The organism is Stenotrophomonas sp. STEN054 (assembly GCF_056854535.1).
In genome coordinates this window covers 18931-37495 of sequence record NZ_JBXFWG010000043.1, presented here as the reverse complement: position 1 = coordinate 37495, position 18565 = coordinate 18931, and the positions used below count along the sequence as shown (strand labels likewise).

The 18565-nt window shown below is 68.6% G+C and carries 12 protein-coding genes; 5 read left to right on the top strand and 7 right to left on the bottom strand.

Annotated elements, in window-relative coordinates; all coding sequences use genetic code 11:
• Window positions 1-125: 125 nt before the first annotated feature.
• Entirely contained in the window at window positions 126-2204 is a 2079-nt protein-coding gene (locus AC1VXD_RS15545) for a S9 family peptidase (protein ID WP_482992804.1), read from the bottom strand.
• 274 nt (window positions 2205-2478) lie between these two features.
• The gene (locus AC1VXD_RS15540; protein ID WP_482992803.1) at window positions 2479-4443 is read right to left on the bottom strand and encodes an OPT family oligopeptide transporter; all 1965 of its coding nucleotides are present in this window, start codon (window positions 4441-4443) and stop codon (window positions 2479-2481) included.
• Between the two features lie 199 nt (window positions 4444-4642).
• Here AC1VXD_RS15540 and AC1VXD_RS15535 point away from each other — a divergent pair, with 199 nt between their 5' ends.
• Both AC1VXD_RS15535 and AC1VXD_RS15530 read left to right on the top strand, forming a co-directional pair.
• Window positions 4643-5791, top strand: a complete 1149-nt coding sequence (locus tag AC1VXD_RS15535) for an acetyltransferase domain-containing protein (RefSeq protein WP_482992802.1) — start codon at window positions 4643-4645, stop codon at window positions 5789-5791.
• Between the two features lie 141 nt (window positions 5792-5932).
• Window positions 5933-7687, top strand: a complete 1755-nt coding sequence (locus AC1VXD_RS15530) for a peptide MFS transporter (RefSeq protein WP_482992801.1) — start codon at window positions 5933-5935, stop codon at window positions 7685-7687.
• Window positions 7688-7835: 148 nt separating this feature from the next.
• On the opposite strand, the gene AC1VXD_RS15525 is transcribed toward AC1VXD_RS15530, so the two are convergent.
• The 3 genes from AC1VXD_RS15525 to AC1VXD_RS15515 form a co-directional block, all read right to left on the bottom strand.
• Complete coding sequence (locus AC1VXD_RS15525) at window positions 7836-9821, bottom strand: alpha/beta hydrolase family protein (RefSeq protein ID WP_482992800.1); 1986 nt, start codon at window positions 9819-9821, stop codon at window positions 7836-7838.
• 92 nt (window positions 9822-9913) lie between these two features.
• Window positions 9914-11905 carry an alpha/beta hydrolase family protein gene (locus tag AC1VXD_RS15520; protein ID WP_482992799.1) on the bottom strand — a complete coding sequence of 664 codons (1992 nt, stop codon included), beginning with the start codon at window positions 11903-11905 and terminating at the stop codon, window positions 9914-9916.
• Window positions 11906-12073: 168 nt separating this feature from the next.
• On the bottom strand, window positions 12074-12709 hold the full coding sequence (locus AC1VXD_RS15515) for a LysE/ArgO family amino acid transporter (protein WP_108764406.1): 636 nt from the start codon (window positions 12707-12709) through the stop codon (window positions 12074-12076).
• 136 nt (window positions 12710-12845) lie between these two features.
• Between AC1VXD_RS15515 and AC1VXD_RS15510 the strand changes: the two genes are divergently transcribed.
• Window positions 12846-13751, top strand: a complete 906-nt coding sequence (locus tag AC1VXD_RS15510) for a LysR family transcriptional regulator ArgP (protein WP_108768150.1) — start codon at window positions 12846-12848, stop codon at window positions 13749-13751.
• Window positions 13752-14074: 323 nt separating this feature from the next.
• Here AC1VXD_RS15510 and xseA read toward each other — a convergent pair whose 3' ends face one another.
• Together xseA and queG are read right to left on the bottom strand one after the other, a co-directional pair.
• Complete coding sequence (gene xseA, locus AC1VXD_RS15505) at window positions 14075-15406, bottom strand: exodeoxyribonuclease VII large subunit (protein WP_482992798.1); 1332 nt, start codon at window positions 15404-15406, stop codon at window positions 14075-14077.
• A 44-nt stretch (window positions 15407-15450) separates the two neighbouring features.
• Entirely contained in the window at window positions 15451-16521 is a 1071-nt protein-coding gene (gene queG / locus AC1VXD_RS15500; protein WP_482992797.1) for a tRNA epoxyqueuosine(34) reductase QueG, read from the bottom strand.
• A gap of 23 nt (window positions 16522-16544) precedes the next feature.
• On the opposite strand from queG, the gene AC1VXD_RS15495 reads away from it, so the two are divergent.
• Window positions 16545-18029 (top strand): NAD(P)H-hydrate dehydratase, encoded by a 1485-nt coding sequence (locus AC1VXD_RS15495; protein WP_482992796.1) that lies wholly within the window; start codon window positions 16545-16547, stop codon window positions 18027-18029.
• Window positions 18026-18508, top strand: a complete 483-nt coding sequence (gene tsaE / locus AC1VXD_RS15490; RefSeq protein WP_367382754.1) for a tRNA (adenosine(37)-N6)-threonylcarbamoyltransferase complex ATPase subunit type 1 TsaE — start codon at window positions 18026-18028, stop codon at window positions 18506-18508. The genes AC1VXD_RS15495 and tsaE overlap by 4 nt, the downstream gene beginning before the upstream one ends.
• Window positions 18509-18565 lie beyond the last annotated feature (57 nt).

Sequence of the window (18565 nt, the reverse complement as noted above, 5' to 3'; positions counted from 1 at the left end):
GGGCGGCGCGCAGCCCGTCCTCAGGCGGGGGGGGTGGGGCGTCTACCGGCGCCTCACCCCCCCCGCCGGGGCCGCGGGAAAAAAACAAACACCCCGCCCCCCCCGGGGGGGGCCCCTGGACCGGCTTATTCGCCGATGTGCTGCTTCAGCCAGGCGTTGACGGTGTCATGCCACAGGATGCTGTTGTTCGGCTTCAGCACCCAGTGGTTCTCGTCCGGGAAGTACAGGAACTTCGATTGGATGCCCTGGCGCTGGGCGGCGGTGAACGCGGCCAGGCCCTGCTCGACCGGAATGCGGAAGTCCTGCTGGCCGTGGATGACCAGGATCGGCTTCTTCCAGTCGGCCACGTGGTTGACCGGGTTGAACTTCTCGAAGTTGGCGGCCTTCTCATACGGCGTGCCGCCCTGCTCCCACTCGGTGAACCACAGTTCTTCGGTGGCGTACCCCATCATGCGCTGGTCGAACACGCCGTCATGGTTGACCAGGCACTTGAACGGGCTGTTCCAGTTGCCGGCGATCCAGTTGACCATGAAGCCGCCGTAGCTGGCGCCCAGTGCGCAGGCCTTGTCACCATTGAGGAAGGAATACTTCTTCAGCGCCGCGCTCCAGCCCTTCTGCAGGTCTTCCAGCGGGCGGTCGCCCCAGTGCTGGCTGATCGCATCGGTGAAGGCCTGGCCGTAGCCGGTGGAACCGTGGAAGTCGATCATGACCACGGCATAGCCCTGGCCGGTGTAGGTCTGCGGGTTCCAGCGGTAGCTCCAGCCGTTGCCGAAGCTGCCCTGCGGGCCGCCGTGGATCAGGAACGCGACCGGGTAGGATTTGCCTTCCTGGTAGTTGTGCGGCTTGACCACGTAGCCGTGCACGGTGTCGTTGTTCCAGCCCTTGAACTCGAACTGCTCGAAATCACCGAAGTTGACGTCCTTCAGCACCTCGCCTGCGGCCGGGGTCAGCGCGCGCAGCTCGCCGATCGGCTGGCCGGCGGCCGGCAGCATGCCGACCAGCACCTGGTCGTTGCTCTTCAGGCTGTTGCGGGTGATGGCCACGCTGTTCCCCGCCACGCTGACCGAGGACACGGTGCCATCGCCGATGACCTTGGTGGCCTTGCCGCTGGCCACGTCGATCTGGAACAGCGGGTGCTCGCCGAGGTCGTCGGTGGTGGTGTAGATGCTGGCGCCATCGGCGGACAGGGTGATCTCACCGGCCGAACGATCCCACTGCGGGGCGATCTCGCGGGCCTTGCCGCTGGCCAGGTCCATCGCCATCAGGCCGAAGCGGTCAGCTTCGAAGCCTGGGCGCTTCATGGCGCGGTAGAACAAGGTCTTGCCGTCGGCGCTGAACACCGGGCCGGCATCCCAGGCCGGGTTGGAAGCGGTCAGGTTGACCGGCGCCTGCTTGCCGGCGGCATCGAAGCGGTACAGGTCGAAGTTGGTCGACCACGGTTCCTGCTTGCCGGCCACGCGGATGCTGGCGACCACGCTGGCGCCGTCCGGCGACCAGGTGAAATCGTCATTGCCGCCGAACGGCTTGGACGGCGCGTCGCCATCGATGGTCGCGCTCAGCGCCGAGGCGCCCTTCACCGGGCCGGCCTTGGCCGCCGGCAGCGGGGCCACGAACAGGGTGTTGCGGCGGCCGTCGTTCCAGGTGTCCCAATGGCGCACGAACAGCGAATCGAAGACCTTGCCGCTGGCCTTGGCGTCGGCCACGTCCTTGAGCTTCTTCCCGGTGCAGGCCAGGTCCGAGGCACAGGCCTGGAACACGCCCGCGCTGAACAGCACGCGGTCGTCCTGCGGCGAGACGTGGTAGCTGTCCACGTCCACCGGGAAATCGGTCAGCTGGCGCGGAGTGCCGCCACTGATGCCCTGCGCGTACAGCTGCTGGCTGCCGTTCTTGGCACTGAGGAAGTACACGGTCTGGCCGTCGGCCGACAGCGAGGCCGAATTGACGTTCCAGCCGGCCGGGGTGATCTGCTTCGGCGGTGCCGCATCGCGGGTGCGCAGGTTGCGCGCGAACAGCGCGGTGCTGGCCTTGAGGTTGGCATCGGTAGTGCGCTTGGCGAACACCACGGTGCCGCCATCAGCGGTCAGGACCGGGGCGGAGACGCGATCCATGGCCACCATGTCGCGGACTTCCAGGCCACGGGCAGCGGCGACGCTGGGCAGGGCGGCCAGCAGGCTCAGTGGCAGCAGGGCATGACGCAGTTTCATCGGGATCTCCGCAGGACGGCAAAAAACCGATGGTAGGCCCGTGCGGGCGGGGCTGCCAAGGCCATCGGTCATGGCCGCTTGGGCGGGGTTGCCGCGCCGCCACAACGAGCAAACCCCGCCGGAGCGGGGTTTGCGGGTGCTGCGTCGGGATCGGATCCGATTCCGCAGGGATCGGATCCGATTCCGCAGGAATCGGCTCTGACCCCTGCCCAGCGTCCGGCGGCGATCCGGGGTCAGAGCTCTTCCCGTTGGGAAGGGATCCGACCCCTTGGCATTACGCCATCGCGCGCTTGCCGGTGCGGTAGATCAGCCAGCCGACCAGGAACAGCACGGCCAGGCCGAACCACTGCGCGGCCGGCAGGTGGAACGGCAGGGCCAGCACGTCGGCGCGGCTGCTGACCACGATCGGCACGGCGATGGCGATACCCATCAGCGCCTCGCCGGTGATCAGGCCGGCGGCGAACAGCACGCCTGGTTTGTGCACGCGGTCGCGGCCTTCTTCGTCATCGCCACGCACCTTGTGGAAGCGCTCGACCAGATAGGCGATCAGGCCGCCCAGGAAGATCGGCACCATCAGTTCCAGCGGCAGGTAGATGCCGATGGCGGCGGCCAGCACCGGCACGCGGAAGCGCGAGTTGCGCGACTTCAGCCAGCTGTCGAAGGCGATGATGACCGCACCGACCACGGCACCGATGCCAATGAAGGTCCACGGCAGTTCGCCGCCGAACAGGCCCTTGGCCACCGAGGCCATCAGGTTCGCCTGCGGGGCGGCCAGCGCGTTCGGGTGCAGCTCGGACTTCACGCCGATGCCGTAGGCGGTCGCCAGCAGGTTCAGCACCGGGGCCATGATCAGCGCGCACGAGAACGCACCGATGCCCAGCATCAGCTGCTGCTTCCACGGGGTGGCACCGACGATGTAGCCCGCCTTGAGGTCCTGCAGGTTGTCACCGCCCACCGCGGCGGCGCAGCAGACCACCGCGCCGATCATGATGGCGGCCACCGCGCCCAGCGGCGCACCGCCGGCACCGACCGGCTTCAGGCCATCGGCGCCCAGCAGCACGACCAGCACGGCCGAGGCGAACAGGATGGTGGAGATGGTGATGCCCGAGACCGGGTTGTTGGACGAACCGATCAGGCCAGCCAGGTAGGCCGAGACCGACACGAACAGGAAGCCGGCGACGATCATGATGATGGTCATCGGGATCGACACGTGCCACTGGCCGACGATGGCCTGGTACAGGGCCAGCAGCGGCAGCACGAAGACCACCAGGGCGACCAGCATCCACTTCATCGGCAGGTCGCGTTCGGTATGCGCCAGCACCGGGCCGCCACTCTTGCGCGCGGCGGCGAAGCCGCTCTTGACGCCGTTCAGCAGCGACTTGCGCAGCGAGATCAGGGTCCAGATGCCGCCGATCAGCATCGCGCCGACGCCCAGGTAGCGCATCTTCGCGCCCCAGATGGCGAACGCGGCCTCGGTGGACGAGGCGGCGGCGACCGACGCGGCCAGGGCCGGATCGGTGTTCATGAAGAACGCCTGGTAGATCGGAATGGCGATGTGCCAGGTCAGGATCGAGCCGGACACGACCACGATGCCGACGTTCAGGCCGACGATGTAGCCCACGCCCAGCAGGGCCGGCGACAGGTTGGTGCCGATGAAGGCGGTGATCTTCGAGCCGCCGACGTAGGCCGAGGTCGACCAGGCATCGGGGATCAGGCGCAGGCCGCTTTCGGCGGCGAGCTTGACGAAGGCACCGATCACGGCCGACAGGCCAAGGATCTTCAGGCCCGGGCCGGGGTTTTCACCAGCCTTGAGCACTTCGGCCGCGGCCTTGCCTTCCGGGAAGGGCAGCGGGTCTTCGACGATCATCGAACGGCGCAGCGGCACCGAGAACAGCACGCCCAGCAGGCCGCCTAGACCGGCGATGCCCAGCACCCACCAGTACTTGAAGTCCGGCCAGTAGCCCATGATGACCAGCGCCGGGATGGTGAAGATGACACCGGCGGCAATGGACGAACCGGCCGAAGCGCCGGTCTGGACGATGTTGTTTTCGAGGATGGAACCACCGCCCAGCAGGCGCAGCACGCCCATGGAAATGACCGCCGCGGGAATGGCGGTGGCGATGGTCAGGCCTGCGAACAGACCGAGATAGGCGTTGGCCGCCGACAGCACCACCGCCAGCACGATGGCCAGGGCCACTGCGCGGAAGGTGAGCTGCTTGGGCGCAGCGTCATGGTTCATGGAAGCCCCTGCTGGCAAAAAATCCCTGCCACGCTAGCGTTCAGGGCAGAGCAAGTCCAGCGTGCCAAAGGATGGGGCCGGGTGCTGCAGTGCAAGGGCGGCGGACGCGCACAGGCAACCGGCCGATGCAGCAAACCCGGAATGGCCTTCCTGCAAATGATATGTTATATCTTTATGTTGTACCCAGCCGTTGCTTTACATGCCCCCTTCCCCCTCTCTCCGGCTGGCCTCCATCGACCAGCTGCGCGGCACCGTGATGCTGCTGATGCTGCTCGACCACGTGCGTGAGACCTTCTTCCTGCAGCACCAGGTCGGCGACCCGATGGACGCGGCCAGCGTCTCCCCTGCCCTGTTCGGCTGCCGCCTGCTGGCGCATCTGTGCGCGCCGGTGTTCGTGCTGCTCACCGGCCTGTCGGCATGGCTGTACGGCCAGCGCCAGGCCGACCCGTGCCGCGCCATCGCCGCCTTCCTGCTCAAGCGCGGCCTGTTCCTGGTGGTGCTGGAACTGACCCTGGTCAACTTCGCCTGGACCTTCCAGTTCCCGCCGGACACGCTGTACCTGCAGGTGATCTGGGCCATCGGCCTGAGCATGATCGCGCTGGCCGGACTGCTGTGGCTGCCGCGCCCGGCACTGCTGGTGCTGGGCGTGCTGCTGGTGGCCGGCCACAACCTGTTCGATGGCGTGCGCGTGGGAGGCAACGGCGTACTGGCGGTGCTGTGGAAGGTGCTGCACCAGCGCGACTGGATCGAAACCGGCGTGCTGCGCCTGCGTACGTCCTACCCGGTGCTGCCGTGGATCGGGGTGATCGTGCTGGGCTACCTGATGGGACCGTGGTTCGCCCGCGACCGCGACCCGGCCCAGCGCCAGCGCTGGCTGCTGTGGGCCGGGCTGGGTGCCCTGGCCGCGTTCGCCCTGCTGCGCCTGGCCAACGGCTATGGCGATGCGCCGTGGCAGCACCAGGACAGCGCCCTGCGCACCTGGATGAGCGTGTTCAACGTGACCAAGTACCCGCCGTCGCTGCAGTTCCTGCTGCTGACCCTGGGCGTGGGCCTGTTGCTGCTGCGCCTGTACGAATGGCCGCCGCTGGCCGAAACCCTGCGCCCGCTGGCCGAGATCGGTGCGGCGCCGATGTTCTTCTACCTGCTGCATCTGTACGTGCTGAAGCTGCTGTACGTGACCGCGTTGACGGCCTGGGGCCCCACCCACGGCAGCCTGTACGCGCTGGATTCGGTGGCCGGCCTGCTGCTGGTGGCCTGCGCGCTGGCGGTGGCGATGTACCCGCCGACGCTGCTGTTCGGCCGCTTCAAGGCCCGCCGCCGCGACCTGGCCTGGCTGCGCTACCTGTAATCGACCGCGGGTGATGAGCCCCATCCACGCATGGCGTGGGTCTACTGAGGCCGTCGGGCCAAGCCCGGCGTTGCGTAGTGCCGCCCCACATGGCCCCGCGCTACCCGGCGTGTGCCTGCGGCACACGCCTATAATCCGCCGATGAATTCTGCCGCTATCGCTTCCGACGACTTCCTCGGCCACCCGAAGGGCGTCTACGTCTGCTTCTTCACCGAAATGTGGGAGCGCTTCTCCTTCTACGGAATGAAGGCGCTGCTGCTGCTGTATCTCACCAAGTACCACCTGTTCGGCGACAAGGCCGGCCTGGACCTGCTGGGCGCGTATGGCGGCCTGGTCTACTGCATTCCCGTGTTCGGCGGCATGCTGGCCGACCGCTGGCTGGGCATGCGCCGGGCGGTGCTGTTCGGCGGCATCCTGCTGGTGCTTGGTCATCTCGGCATGGCCTTCGAGGGCCACGCCGCCTACCGGGTCAACGGTGAGGTGGTGCGCGATACCTCGGCCCTGGCGGTGACCTACCTGTCGCTGGCGCTGATCATCATGGGCGTCGGCTTCCTCAAGCCAAACATCTCCACCATCGTCGGCAAGCTCTACCCGCAGGACGACCCGCGCCGCGATTCGGGTTTCTCGCTGTTCTACGCCGGCATCAACCTCGGCGCGCTGTTCTCCTCGCTGGTCTGCGGCTTCCTCGGCGAGGCCTATGGCTGGAAGTACGGCTTCGGCGCCGCCGGCATCGGCATGCTGGCCGGCCTGGCGATGTTCCTGTGGGGCCAGAAGTACCTGCAGGGCCACGCCGAACCGCCGCAGCCGGCCGCACTGAAGCAGAAGGTGCTGGGCCTGCCGCGCGAATGGTTGATCTACCTGTGCGCGGTGGTCGGCGTGCTGCCGGTGGCGTGGCTGATGTGGGCCGCCGGCAACGGCGCCTTCGCCCTCGGCGGCGAGATCAGCCTGGCGCTGATGCTGATGCTGGTGGTGCTGGGCGGCGTACTGGTCTGGTTCGCCTGGTTCACCGGCAGCAAGTGCACCCCGGTGCAGCGCCAGCAGATGATCGCGCTGATGGTGCTGATCTTCATGGCGCTGGTGTTCTTCACGATGTACGAGCAGTCCTACGGCTCGTGGGTCACCTTCACCGATCGCCTGCTGACCAAGGACATCGTGCCGGCGCTGGTCATTACCGGCGGCACCCCGCTGCCGTGGTCGATCGTCTCCCTGCTGCTGGCACCGCTGGGCTTCGTGGTCAGCGCGCGCCTGTCCGAACGTCGCCCGGGCTCGAACGCGCCGCGGGCATTCTTCATCGCCATCGTCGCGCTGATGCTGGTGCTGTTGGTGCGCGATTGCCTGGTGATTCCGCAGACCGCCGGTTCGCTTACCTATCTGGGCGGCCTGTTCCTGGTGCTGCTGGCACCGGCGTTCGCCGCGTTGTGGACCTGGATGGACCGCCGCGGCTGGGAGCCGGGCAAGCCGGTCAAGTCGGCCTGGGGCCTGGTCATCGGCGCGCTGTCTTTCGTGCCGCTGGCGCTGGCCGCGCAGCAGGTCGGCGCCACCGGCGAAATGGCCAGCGTGTGGTGGCTGGTGCTGGCCTACTTCCTGCTTGCCAGCGGCGAGATGTGCCTGTCGCCGGTCGGCCTGTCGGCGGTGACCCAGCTGGCCGTGCCGCGGGTGATGAGCCTGATGATGGGCACCTGGTTCCTGGCCACCGCGTTCTCCGAAACGCTGGCCGCGCTGTTCGGCAAGCTGGCGGCGATCGAGGTGCCCGAAGGCGAGACGCTGGACAGGGTAGCGGCCGCCGGCGCCTATGCGCACCTGTTCTGGCTGCTGATGTGGATCGGCCTGGGCTGTGCAGTGCTGGCCTTCATCGCCGCGCCGCTGCTGAAGCGGATGATGCACGGGGTGAAGTGACCCTCGACCCGGCGGCGCCCGATCAGGGCGCCCTGGCCTGCCCGCCGTCAGACGGCGCGGGCAGCCCGACCCACAGCGCAGCGGGTCTCATGGTGTTTCCAGGCCGGACAGCCTTGGCTGCCCGGCCTGCTCAAGCGCGCGGTTGGGCTTACGGCGCCTTGCCGCTGGCCTTCGGCGCTTCCGCACTGGCCTTGGCCCCACCCAGGCTGTTGGACAGGAACGCCAGCAGGCGGCTGTAGTACTCGCGTTCGTGCTCAGGGCGGTAGAAACCGTGGCCTTCGGTGCTGTAGTACAGGCTTTCCACCGGCGTGCCCGCCTTCTTCAGCGCCGCTTCCAGGCGCTTGGTGTGCTCGATCGGAGCGCGCTTGTCTTCGCCACCGGCCGCGAGGAACACCGGCACCTTGATCTGCCCGGCAAGGGTGACCGGCGAGACCGCACCCAGCTTCGCCGGATCGCCCAGCCAGTCACGCAGGTAGGTCATGCCCGAACCGCGCTCCTGCACATCACCACGGGTGAACATCATCGGCAGGTCGTACACGCCCACGTAGCCGGCGGCACACTGGTACATGCCGGGTTCGCGTACCGTACCCATCATCGCCGAGTAGGCACCGTAGCTGGCCCCGTAGATGCAGATGCGGTCCTTGTTGGCGATGCCCTGCGAGATGGCCCAGCGGGTGGCGTCGGTGACGTCGTCCTGCATGGTGCCGCCCCACTGCCGCGCACCCGCCTGGGCATGCGCGCGGCCGTAGTTGTCCGAGCCACGGAAGTTGATCTGCAGCACCGCATAGCCGGCGTCGGCCAGCATCTGCGATTCCATGTCATAGCGTCCGCTGTCGAAGACCTGGTACGGCCCGCCATGCGGCAGCACCACCATCGGAAGGTTGCGACCGTTGCTGCCGTGCGGCAGCGTCAGGAAGCCGTGCAGCGGCAGGCCATCGCGGGCCTTCAGCGATACAGCGCGCACCGGCGCGGTCTTGTCCACGTCCAGCCACTCGCTGCGGCTGATCAGGTGCTGTGCCGACTTGGCCACCGTATCGAACACGTAGAAGGCGCCGGGATCGTTGCCGGTCCAGGTTTCCACCAACACCTTCTTGCCGTCGCGCGTACTGGAGGTGATGTAGACCGGCTGTTTGAAGGCCGCTTCCAGGCTGTGGTAGAGGCGCGCATCGGCCGAGGTCTCGTCGAAGAAACGGCTGCGGGTGGTATCGCCCACGTACAGCGCACCTACCGGCACGCGGGTGCCGTTGCGGAAGATGATGTGGTACGGATCGACCACGTCATCGACCAGCAGCGTCTTCCGTTCGCCGGTCTGCGGGTTCCAGCTGACGATGGCGTCGGGGCCCTTCGGCTGCTGGACCTGCAGGTAGGCCACGCTGTTGTCTTCAGCGAAGCCGATGGCGCTCTCGACGCGGTTGCTGAGTGCCTCGTCGTTGACCAGCACCCACTGGTTGTTGCTCGGCTGGCGGTAGTAGAGCTTGTTGACGTTGTCACTACCGGCACCGCGGGCAAAGCGCACCCCACCCTTGTTGTCGGTAGTGAAGCTGGCCTTGCGCACCGGCGAGCCCGCGACCTGCACGCGGCGCCCCGTGGTGACGTCCAGCCGCTCCACGCGGGTGAAGGGATCGTTGCTGAACGGCCACACCGCGACCAGCACGTTGCGGTCGTCGTTGGCCAGCTCGTCGGTGAGGAAGGCAGCCACCGCCTCCACCTTCTTAGGCTGGATGCGGGTACCGGGCCCGTTGCCTTCCACGCGGTAGCCGACCAGCAGCTCGCCGCGCCCGCCATTGGCGTTGACCGCGTACAGCTCACCGGTGCGCTGCGGCGTATCCAGCGAGCCGAACTTCTCGGACAGCTCGATCAGCACGCGTTCGTTGCTGACCCAGTCGAAGCTGGTCGCATGGTTGTTGCGGGGCGGGCGGAAACTGCCCACCGGCGTGTTGTCCGAGGTCCGCATGATGACGACAGCGGTGCTGTCTTCCATCGGCACAGTGGCAGCGAAGTAGTCGCCCCCCGGCGAAATCTTGATGTCCTGGAATGTCTCCTGGCGGATGTACTTTTCCAGGTCCACGGCACCGGCCGCAGCCGGCGAGGCACAGGCCAGCGCCAGCAGCGCGGCCATCATTGTCTTGCGCATCCTTCCCCCTATACAGCGGACACCCTGTCCGCACCCCCGATTGTAGGCAGGCCGATGGACGGCCTGCCAGTGTCCGATTGCATGCCCGGCCGTCAGGGCGCCCGTGTGGCGCGTGCCGCCCGCGTGGCCGGCGCCGCTGCCGGGCTGGCCGTGGCACCGCCGAGGCTGCGCGACAGGAACGCCAGCAGGTGCGTGAAGTAGTCTCGGCGGTTGGCCTCGCGGTACAGGCCGTGCCCTTCATGGCGGTAATAGAGCGTTTCCACCGGCACGCGCGCCTTGTTCAGCGCAGCGGCCATGCGCTCGGTGTGCACCGGCGGCGCGCGCACGTCGTCGCGGCCGGCAGCCAGCAGCACCGGCACCTTGATCTGCCCCGCCAGGTTGACCGGTGACCACGCGGCCAGCTCCTTGGGCTCGCCCAGCCACTCGCGCAGATAGGTCTTTCCCGACACGTTGGCGCGGATGTCGCCGCGGACGTGCATCAACGGCAGGTCATAGACACCGGCAAAACCGGCCGCGCAGCGATACAGGCCCGGTTCGCGTACGGCGCCCATCATCGCCGAATAGGCGCCATAGCTGGCGCCGTAGATGCAGATGCGTCCGCCATCGGCCCAGCCCTGCGCGATGGCCCAGCGGGTGGCATCGGTGACATCGTCCTGCATCGCCCGGCCCCACTGCTTCTGGCCGGCCAGCAGGTGTTCGCGGCCAAGGCCGGCCGAACCGCGGAAGTTGACCTGCAGCACTGCGTAGCCGGCCGCGGCCAGCATCTGCGTCTCGGTGTCGTAGCCACCGGTGTCAAATTCGCCGAACGGACCGCCGTGTGGCATCACCACCATCGGCAGGCCACGCAGCTCGCGGCCGTGCGGTACGGTGACGAAGCCGCGCAGCGTGCGCCCGTCGCGTGCCTTCAGCTGCAGCGGCCGCACGCTGGCCATGTCAGCCGGGTCGATCCAGTCGCTGCGGCTGATCAGGTGCCGCGCGGCCTTGCAGGTGGTGTCGTAGAGATGGAAATCACCGGGGTTGCTGCCCGACCACGATTCGACCAGCAGCGTCCGCCCGTCGTGGGTGCTGGAGGTCACGTTCACCGCGGAACCCAGTCCGGCCTCGAGGCTGCGGTAGAGCCGTGCGTCGGCCGATGTCTCGTCGAAGAAGCGGGTGCGCGGGGCTTCGCCGAGGAACAGCGCGCCCACCGGCTGGCGGGTGCCCGGGCGCATCAGGATCCGCGTCGGATCGAGCACCGGGTCGCGCAGCACGTCGCGCCGCACATTGCTGCGCGGGTTCCAGGCGACGATGGTGTCGGGGCCTTCGGCCTGCTCGACCTGCAGGTAGGCGATCTCGTCGCTGGCATCGAAGCCGAGCGCGAACTCGAGATGTCCGCTGGCCGCCTCGTCGTTCACCAGCACCCAGGGTGTGGCTTCATCCTGGCGGTAGTACAGACGCAGCTTGTTGTCGTCGTCGCGGGCGCGGGCGAACCGCACGTGGCCATTATTGTTGGTGGTGAACGCGGCATCGGCCATCGGCGCCTGTGCCACGGCCGTGCGCCGCCCGGTCAGTACGTCCATGCGCTCGACCTGGGTGGAGGCCTTGCTGAAGATCGGAGTGACCGCCAGCAGGACGTTGCTCTCGTCATCGCGCAACTCGTCGGCCAGGAACGCCACCACCGAATCGGCCGGCATCACCGACTGGTCGCGGCCACGGCCGGGCGAGCGGACGCCCACCAGCAGCTTGCCTTCCTTGCCATCGGCGTTGACCGCGTACAGCTCGCCGGTCAGCCCGGGCCGGTCCAGGGGACCATAGGACACCGCCAGACCGACCAGCAGCCGATCACGGCTGACCCAGTCGAAGGTGCTGGCGTGGTTGTTGCGCGTCGGCCGGAAGGAACCCACCAGCTGCATGTCGGCGATCCGGTAGATCGCCACCAGCGTGCCGGCCTCCACCGGTGCGGTCGCGGCCACGTACTCGCCCGTGGGCGAAATCTTGATGTCGGTGAAGGTTTCCCGCTGCAGGAAACGATCCAGGTCGACCGTCGCCGCGGCAACCGGCATCGACGCCAGGGCCAGCCCGACGGCCAGAAAAATACTGCGCATCCATCCCCTTTGCCGCGGACACCCTGTCTGCCTGCGGGAATTCTATGCAGGGCACTACCCGGCCGCCAGCACCACGAAGACCCGTGCCGCAGAAAAAAGAACGGCGGCATCGTTTCCGATGCCGCCGCAGCCACGACCTTGGAGAGAGTGTGGTGTTCGGTGCAGTGCTCAGTGCACGCCGCGGATGGCCAGCGTGAGTGCCAGGATGCTGAGGATGACGGCGATGGTGCCGTCCAGCACGCGCCAGGTGCTGGGCTTGGTGAACAGCGGCGCCAGCAGGCGGGCACCCAGGCCCTGCGCGGTCAGCCACAGGCAGCTGGCAGTGACCACGCCGGCAGCGAACGCCATGCGCGCATTGCCGAAGTTCTCGGCGATCGAGCCGATCACCATCATGTCCAGCCAGAAATGCGGGTTGATGAGCGAGAAGCCGACCGCAGCCAGCAGCACCGCACGGCGGCTGCCGTCATCGCTGTCGGCCTCGCCCATGCCACCGCCACCGGCGAAGGCACGGCGCGCGGACTTCATCGCATACCACGCCAGGAAGGCCACGCCGGTCCACAGCACGGCGCTGGTCAGCCACGGCAGCGCCGAGGTGAGCGTACGCAGGCCGGCCACGCTGGCGAAGATGAAGATGGCATCGATGGCCGCGCAGGTGGCGACCACCGGCACGATGTGCTTGCGCAGGATGCCCTGGCGCAGGATGAAGGCGCTCTGGGCACCGACCACGGCGAACAGGCCGACGCCGGTAGCTGCACCAGAGAACCAGGCACCGAGGCCGGTGCTGGCGGAGATGACCGAGAACATGGATTCACTGCCTTGTCTTGCTGGGGGAACGGTGCCTCGCGAGGGCGGACAGCACCGGAATGGACGCCATTGTCGCGCCGCAACATTTGAAAGACGAGCTAAACTTACTAAACCAACATTAGCGGAGCTTAATTCGATGCGCATCGACCATGCCCAGCTGCGGGCCTTGGCCGCGGTCATCCGCGAAGGCAGCTTCGACCGCGCCGCGCAGTCGCTCAATGTCACCCCTTCGGCCATCTCGCAGCGGGTGAAGGCGCTGGAGGACCGGATCGGGCGCCTGCTGGTCAAGCGCGGCACCCCGGCCACGGCCACCGCCGAGGGCCAGCTGCTGGTCCAGCTGGCCGAACAGACCGCGCTGCTGGAGCACGACGCCCTGCACCGCATGGGCCTGGCCGACGAGGACCTGCCGCAGGCGAGCATCCCGGTGGCGGTGAACCATGACAGCCTGGAAACCTGGTTCCCGCAGGCCGCGCAGCAGTTCGCGCAGAACACCGGCACCACCCTGGACCTGCGCGTGGAAGACCAGGACCACACGGTGGAGCTGCTGCGCCAAGGCACGGTGCTGGGCGCGGTGACCACGCTGGACGAGCCGGTGCAGGGCTGCCAGATCCATGCGCTGGGCAGCATCCGCTATGCGGCGACGTGCACGCCGGAGTTCCGCGAGCGCCATTTCGCCAAGGGCGTGACGGCGCAGGCGCTGGCTCAGGCCCCGGTGCTGGTGTTCAACCGCAAGGACGACATGCAGTCGCGCTTCGCGCAGCGGATGGCCGGCGATGCGCTGCCGAGCACGGCGCCGACGTGGTGGATCCCCTCCACCCGGGCCTTCGTGCAGGCCAACCTGGGCGGGCTGGGCTGGACGATGAACCCGCTGCCGCTGGTGAAGCGCCATCTGGATGCGGGGCGGCTGGTGTATGTGCGGCAGCGTGCGTGGGAAGACGTGCCGCTGTACTGGCAGCACTGGAAGGGTGATGTGCAGACGATGGCGCTGCTGACCCGGGCGGTGCTGGAGGCGTCAAGCACGCTGGTCCGGCGGAAGCGGTGACGCGGCGGGGCTGCCGCCCTGCGCCTGCCGAATCAACGTCAACGTCAAAAGCTGGCTATCCGTGGGATGGCGGGGGGGGGGGGGGGGGGGGGGGGGGGGGGGGGGGGGGGCCCGCGCGGCGGGGGGGGGGGGGGGGGGGCGGGCCGCCCCCCCCCCCCCCCCCCCCCCCCCCCCCCCCCCCCCCCCACCCCCCCCGGAGGGGGCGAGTCGCGCGCCCCCCCCCCCCCCCCCCCGCCCCGTCATCCCACGGAATGCCCGCTGTTGCTGTTGCTGTTGCTCTTGCCCCTGCAGGTGCAGGGCTGCAAGCCCTGCAAACACACCCCTTACTTGACCAGCACGTCGATCACGCCGTCGCCGACGCGTGCCTGCAGCGCATCGCCGGCCTGTACCTGCCCAACCTCACGCACCAGCGTGCCGTCGTCACTGCGGGTCAGGATGCTGTAACCACGTGCCACTGTCGCCAGCGGGCTTACCGCTTCCAGCGAGCGCGCCAGCCCGCGCAGGCGCAAGGCATCACGTTGCAGCAGGCGCTGCAGTGCCGCCTGCGGGCGGCCGCGCAGGGCAGCCAGGCGTCGCTGCATTTCGTCCAGCTGGCGTTGCGGATGGTGACCGCGCAGCACCGCTGCTGCATGGCGCAGGCGCGCCGCACGGCGCTCCTGCTGCTGGTTGAAGGCCGCATGCAGGCGCCGGCCCAGGTCGAGCTGGCGACGACGCAGCAGGTCCAGGCGCGCCTGCGGGCTCTGCGCGTTCAGCCGCAGCAGGGCGCGATCGGCGCGCTGCATCGCCTGCTGCATCGTGTGCCGCTGCAGCTGCACCATGCGCGCGGCCGTGCGGCGCAGGCGCAGGGTCAGTTCGCGCTGGTCGGGCACCAGCAGTTCGGCTGCCACTGATGGCGTCGGCGCGCGCAGGTCGGCGGCGAAGTCGCTCAGGCTGAAGTCGGTTTCGTGGCCCACCGCCGATACCACCGGCGTGCCGCTGGCGGCGATCGCCCGGGCCAGCGCCTCGTCATTGAACGCCCACAGGTCTTCCAGCGAACCACCACCGCGGGTCAGCAGGATCACGTCGTAGCGGCCGCTGGCATCGGCGGCCTGCAGCAGGCGGGTGATCTGCGCGGCGGCCGTGCTGCCCTGGACGAGGGTCGGCAGCAGGTCCACTTCCAGCAGCGGAAAACGGCGGGCCAGCACGCTCAGGACGTCGCGCACGGCGGCGCCGGTGGGCGAGGTGATCACGGCCAGGCGCTGCACGTGCGCCGGCATCGGCCGCTTGCGCGCCGGGTCGAACAGACCCTCGGCTTCCAGGCGTGCCTTCAGTTCCTCGAAGGCGCGGCGCAGTGCGCCTTCGCCGGCTTCTTCCATGTGGTCCAGCACCATCTGGTACTCGCCACGCGCGTCGTACAGCGTCACCTTGCCGCGCACCAGCACGCGCATGCCTTCGCGCGGCACGAACTTCAGGTACTGCGCCTTCATCCGGAACATCGCTGCGCGCAGCTGCGCGCGCGCATCCTTCAGAGTGAAATACAGGTGCCCGGACGCGGGGCGGGCGACGCTGCCCAGCTCGGCTTCGACCCAGATCGCCGGGAAGCTGCCTTCCAGCAGGTCGCGGGCCAGGGTGTTGAGCTGGCTGGGGGTGAGGACGTCGTTGTTGCGTGGCTGCATGGGTACGGCGGTGACGGGCGGAGCAGGGCGCTCAGGATCGCACGTCAGCGCGCGCCGTGCTGGGCCAGCGCCCACTGCACGTGCTCGCGCACCACGGGTGAGCGATCGTTGACGCGGGTCTCCAGGGCGGCCAGTGCGTCGGTCGAGGCCGGTGCGTTGCCCAGCGCTACGGCGATGTTGCGCAGCCAGCGCTCGTGGCCGCTGCGGCGGATCGGGCTGCCTTCGGTGCGGCGCAGGAATTCGGCTTCATCCCAGGCAAACAGCTGGTCCAGTCGCGCGGTGTCGAGATTGTTGCGCGCACGGAAATCCGCTTCGTCGGTGCGCTTGGCGAACTTGTTCCAGGGGCAGACCAGCTGGCAGTCGTCGCAGCCGTAGATGCGGTTGCCGATCAGCGGCCGCATGTCTTCGGGAATGGCGCCGTCGTGTTCGATGGTCAGGTAGGAAATGCAGCGCCGCGCGTCCAGCCGCTGCGGGGCGATGATGGCCTGGGTCGGGCAGACGTCGATGCAGCGCGTGCAGGTGCCGCAGTGCGCGGTGGCCGCCGCGTCGATCGGCAGCGGGATGTCGATGTAGATCTCACCGATGAAGAACCAAGACCCACCGTGGCGGTCGATCAGGCAGGTGTGCTTGCCTATCCAGCCGAGCCCGGCGTTGCGCGCCAGCGCGCGTTCCAGCACCGGCGCCGAATCGACGAAGACGCGGTAGCCGAGCGGCGCGACCTCATCGTTGATCTGCGTGGCCAGCTTCTGCAGCCGGTTGCGCATCAGCTTGTGGTAATCGCGGCCCAGCGCGTAGCGCGCCACATAGGCGCGGCCGGGATCGGCCAGGGTCGCCCAGGCTTCGGTGTCGTCCTTGTGGCTGTAATCCATGCCCACCGAAATCACCCTGACCGTACCCGGCAGCAGTTCTGCCGGGCGCGCGCGCAGGGTGCCGTGGCGGGCCATCCAGTCCATTGTCCCGTACAGGCCCTTGCCCAGCCAGTCGGCCAGGTGCGCCTCATCCTCGCCCAGCTCGATGCCGGCGATGCCGCAGCGCTGGAAGCCGTGCGCACGGGCGAGCTCGCGGATGCGCTGCACGGCCAGGGCCGGATCGAGGGGGGCAGGGGCGGGGAACATGCGCACCAGTATAAAATCTCTGCATGGCCAACCTTGCCGATCTGTTTGATTCTGCTGCTGCGCGTGCGCTGGATGCCCAGGCTTCGGCGCTGGCGGGCGATGGTGGCTGGGAGCTGATGGCCCAGGCCGGGCTGGCTGCCTGGCAACGCCTGCTGCGGCACTGGCCGCAGGCGCTGAACGTGGGCGTGGTGGTGGGTAGCGGCAACAACGGCGGCGACGGCCTGGTGCTGGCGCGGCATGCGTTGCTGGCCGGGCGTCGGGTAACGGCACTGACCCTGCCGGGCAAACCGCCAGCCACTGCGTTGGCGCAACGGGCAACATCGGATTTCAGGTCCGTCGGGGGAACGCTGGCGGAATTCGACGGAACGCTGCCCGCGGCCGATATCTGGGTGGATGGTCTGTTCGGGCTGGGTTTCGACCGGGCGCCGGAAGGCACAGCACAGGCCGTGATCGAAGCACTGAACGCACAGGACGCACCGGTATTTGCACTGGATGTGCCCAGCGGCGTCGACGCCGACCGTGGCACGGTGCCGGGCGTCGCGGTGCGCGCAACGCTGACCCTGCAGTTCATCGTGGCGCACCGCGGGCTGTACACCGGCGACGCGCTGGAGCACGCAGGCGAACCCGCGCTGGCCGCGCTGCAGCTGCCCGAGGCGGCGTGGCAGGGCGTTTCGGCGGCGGCCGAACACTGGACCGGTGCGCGCTTGCCGGCATTGCTGAAGCCGCGCCGCGCCAATACCCACAAAGGCGAATCCGGCCATGTGCTGTGCGTGGGCGGCAACCACGGCAGCGGTGGCGCCATCGCCCTGGCTGCCGAGGCGGGCCTGCGCGTCGGTGCCGGACTGCTCAGCATCGGCACCCGCGGCGACCATGTCGGCCCGCTGCTGGCGCGCCTGCCCGAGGCCATGGTGCATGCGCTGGAAGAGGGCGAAGCGCTGCCCGCGCTGCTTGAAAAAGCCAAGGTCGTGGCGATAGGCCCTGGCCTGGGCCAGGACGACTGGGCGCGTGCCCTGTTTGCGCGCGTGCTGGCCTGTGGCAAGCCGCTGGTGCTCGATGCCGATGCGCTGACCCTGCTGGCCCGCGACCCACGCACGCTGCCCGATGCCATCCTGACCCCGCACCCGGGTGAGGCCGCGCGCCTGCTGGAATGCACCACGGCCGACATCCAGGCCGATCGCTACCGCTGCGCCCAGGCGCTGGCCGAGCGCTACCACGCCGTGGTGGTGCTGAAGGGCGCTGGCAGCATCGTCGCGGCCCCCGGCCGCACCCCGCGCCTGATTGCCGCCGGCAACCCCGGCATGGCCGTGGGCGGCATGGGTGATCTGCTGACCGGCATCATCGCCAGCCTGCGCGCGCAGGGCCTGGCTGCTTTCGATGCCGCCGCGTGTGGCGCCCTGCTGCATGCGCTGGCCGGCGATGTTGCTGCCCTGGATGGCGCGCGTGGACTGCTTCCTACTGATCTGCTGGTGCCCCTGCGGCGGCTGGCCAACCCGGAACCCCTGCAATGACTGAATTCTTCCTGGCCGACAGCGAAGCCACCGAACTGCTGGGCCAGTGGCTGGCCGCCACCCGGCCCCCGCAGGCGCTGGTCGAGCTGCGCGGTGACCTCGGCGCCGGCAAATCCACCACCGCGCGTGCGCTGCTGCGCGCGCTCGGCGTGCAGGGGGCGATCCGCAGCCCTACCTACACCCTGGTCGAGCGCTATCCGCTGTCCAGTGGCGGCGAAGCCTGGCACCTGGACCTTTACCGCATCGGCCAGGCCGGGGAGCTGGATTTCCTGGGCCTGGACGAGGGCAGTGCCGTGCTGTGGCTGGTTGAGTGGCCCGAACGTGGCGCCGGTGCGCTGCCGCCCACCGATCTGGTGGTGGCGCTGGAAATCGAAGCGCAGGGGCGGCGCGTCCGTCTCACTGGAGCCAGCGACGTGGGACGTGAATGGCTGGGTCGACTTCCCGATGGGGGCGACTTGCAGGCCATTTCTGTCGGCTGACGAGAACAAACATCGGCAGGTTACGGATTATTAAGGAAAAAGGTGTTGCATTCCGTT

Coding starts and splice junctions, on each gene's coding strand:
- AC1VXD_RS15520 (WP_482992799.1), bottom strand. CDS start 11,905: ATGCGCAGTATTTTTCTGGCCGTCGGGCTGGCCCTGGCGTCGATGCCG.
- AC1VXD_RS15540 (WP_482992803.1), bottom strand. CDS start 4,443: ATGAACCATGACGCTGCGCCCAAGCAGCTCACCTTCCGCGCAGTGGCC.
- AC1VXD_RS15515 (WP_108764406.1), bottom strand. CDS start 12,709: ATGTTCTCGGTCATCTCCGCCAGCACCGGCCTCGGTGCCTGGTTCTCT.
- AC1VXD_RS15545 (WP_482992804.1), bottom strand. CDS start 2,204: ATGAAACTGCGTCATGCCCTGCTGCCACTGAGCCTGCTGGCCGCCCTG.
- AC1VXD_RS15525 (WP_482992800.1), bottom strand. CDS start 9,821: ATGCGCAAGACAATGATGGCCGCGCTGCTGGCGCTGGCCTGTGCCTCG.
- AC1VXD_RS15495 (WP_482992796.1), top strand. CDS start 16,545: ATGGCCAACCTTGCCGATCTGTTTGATTCTGCTGCTGCGCGTGCGCTG.
- AC1VXD_RS15530 (WP_482992801.1), top strand. CDS start 5,933: ATGAATTCTGCCGCTATCGCTTCCGACGACTTCCTCGGCCACCCGAAG.
- tsaE (WP_367382754.1), top strand. CDS start 18,026: ATGACTGAATTCTTCCTGGCCGACAGCGAAGCCACCGAACTGCTGGGC.
- xseA (WP_482992798.1), bottom strand. CDS start 15,406: ATGCAGCCACGCAACAACGACGTCCTCACCCCCAGCCAGCTCAACACC.
- queG (WP_482992797.1), bottom strand. CDS start 16,521: ATGTTCCCCGCCCCTGCCCCCCTCGATCCGGCCCTGGCCGTGCAGCGC.
- AC1VXD_RS15535 (WP_482992802.1), top strand. CDS start 4,643: ATGCCCCCTTCCCCCTCTCTCCGGCTGGCCTCCATCGACCAGCTGCGC.
- AC1VXD_RS15510 (WP_108768150.1), top strand. CDS start 12,846: ATGCGCATCGACCATGCCCAGCTGCGGGCCTTGGCCGCGGTCATCCGC.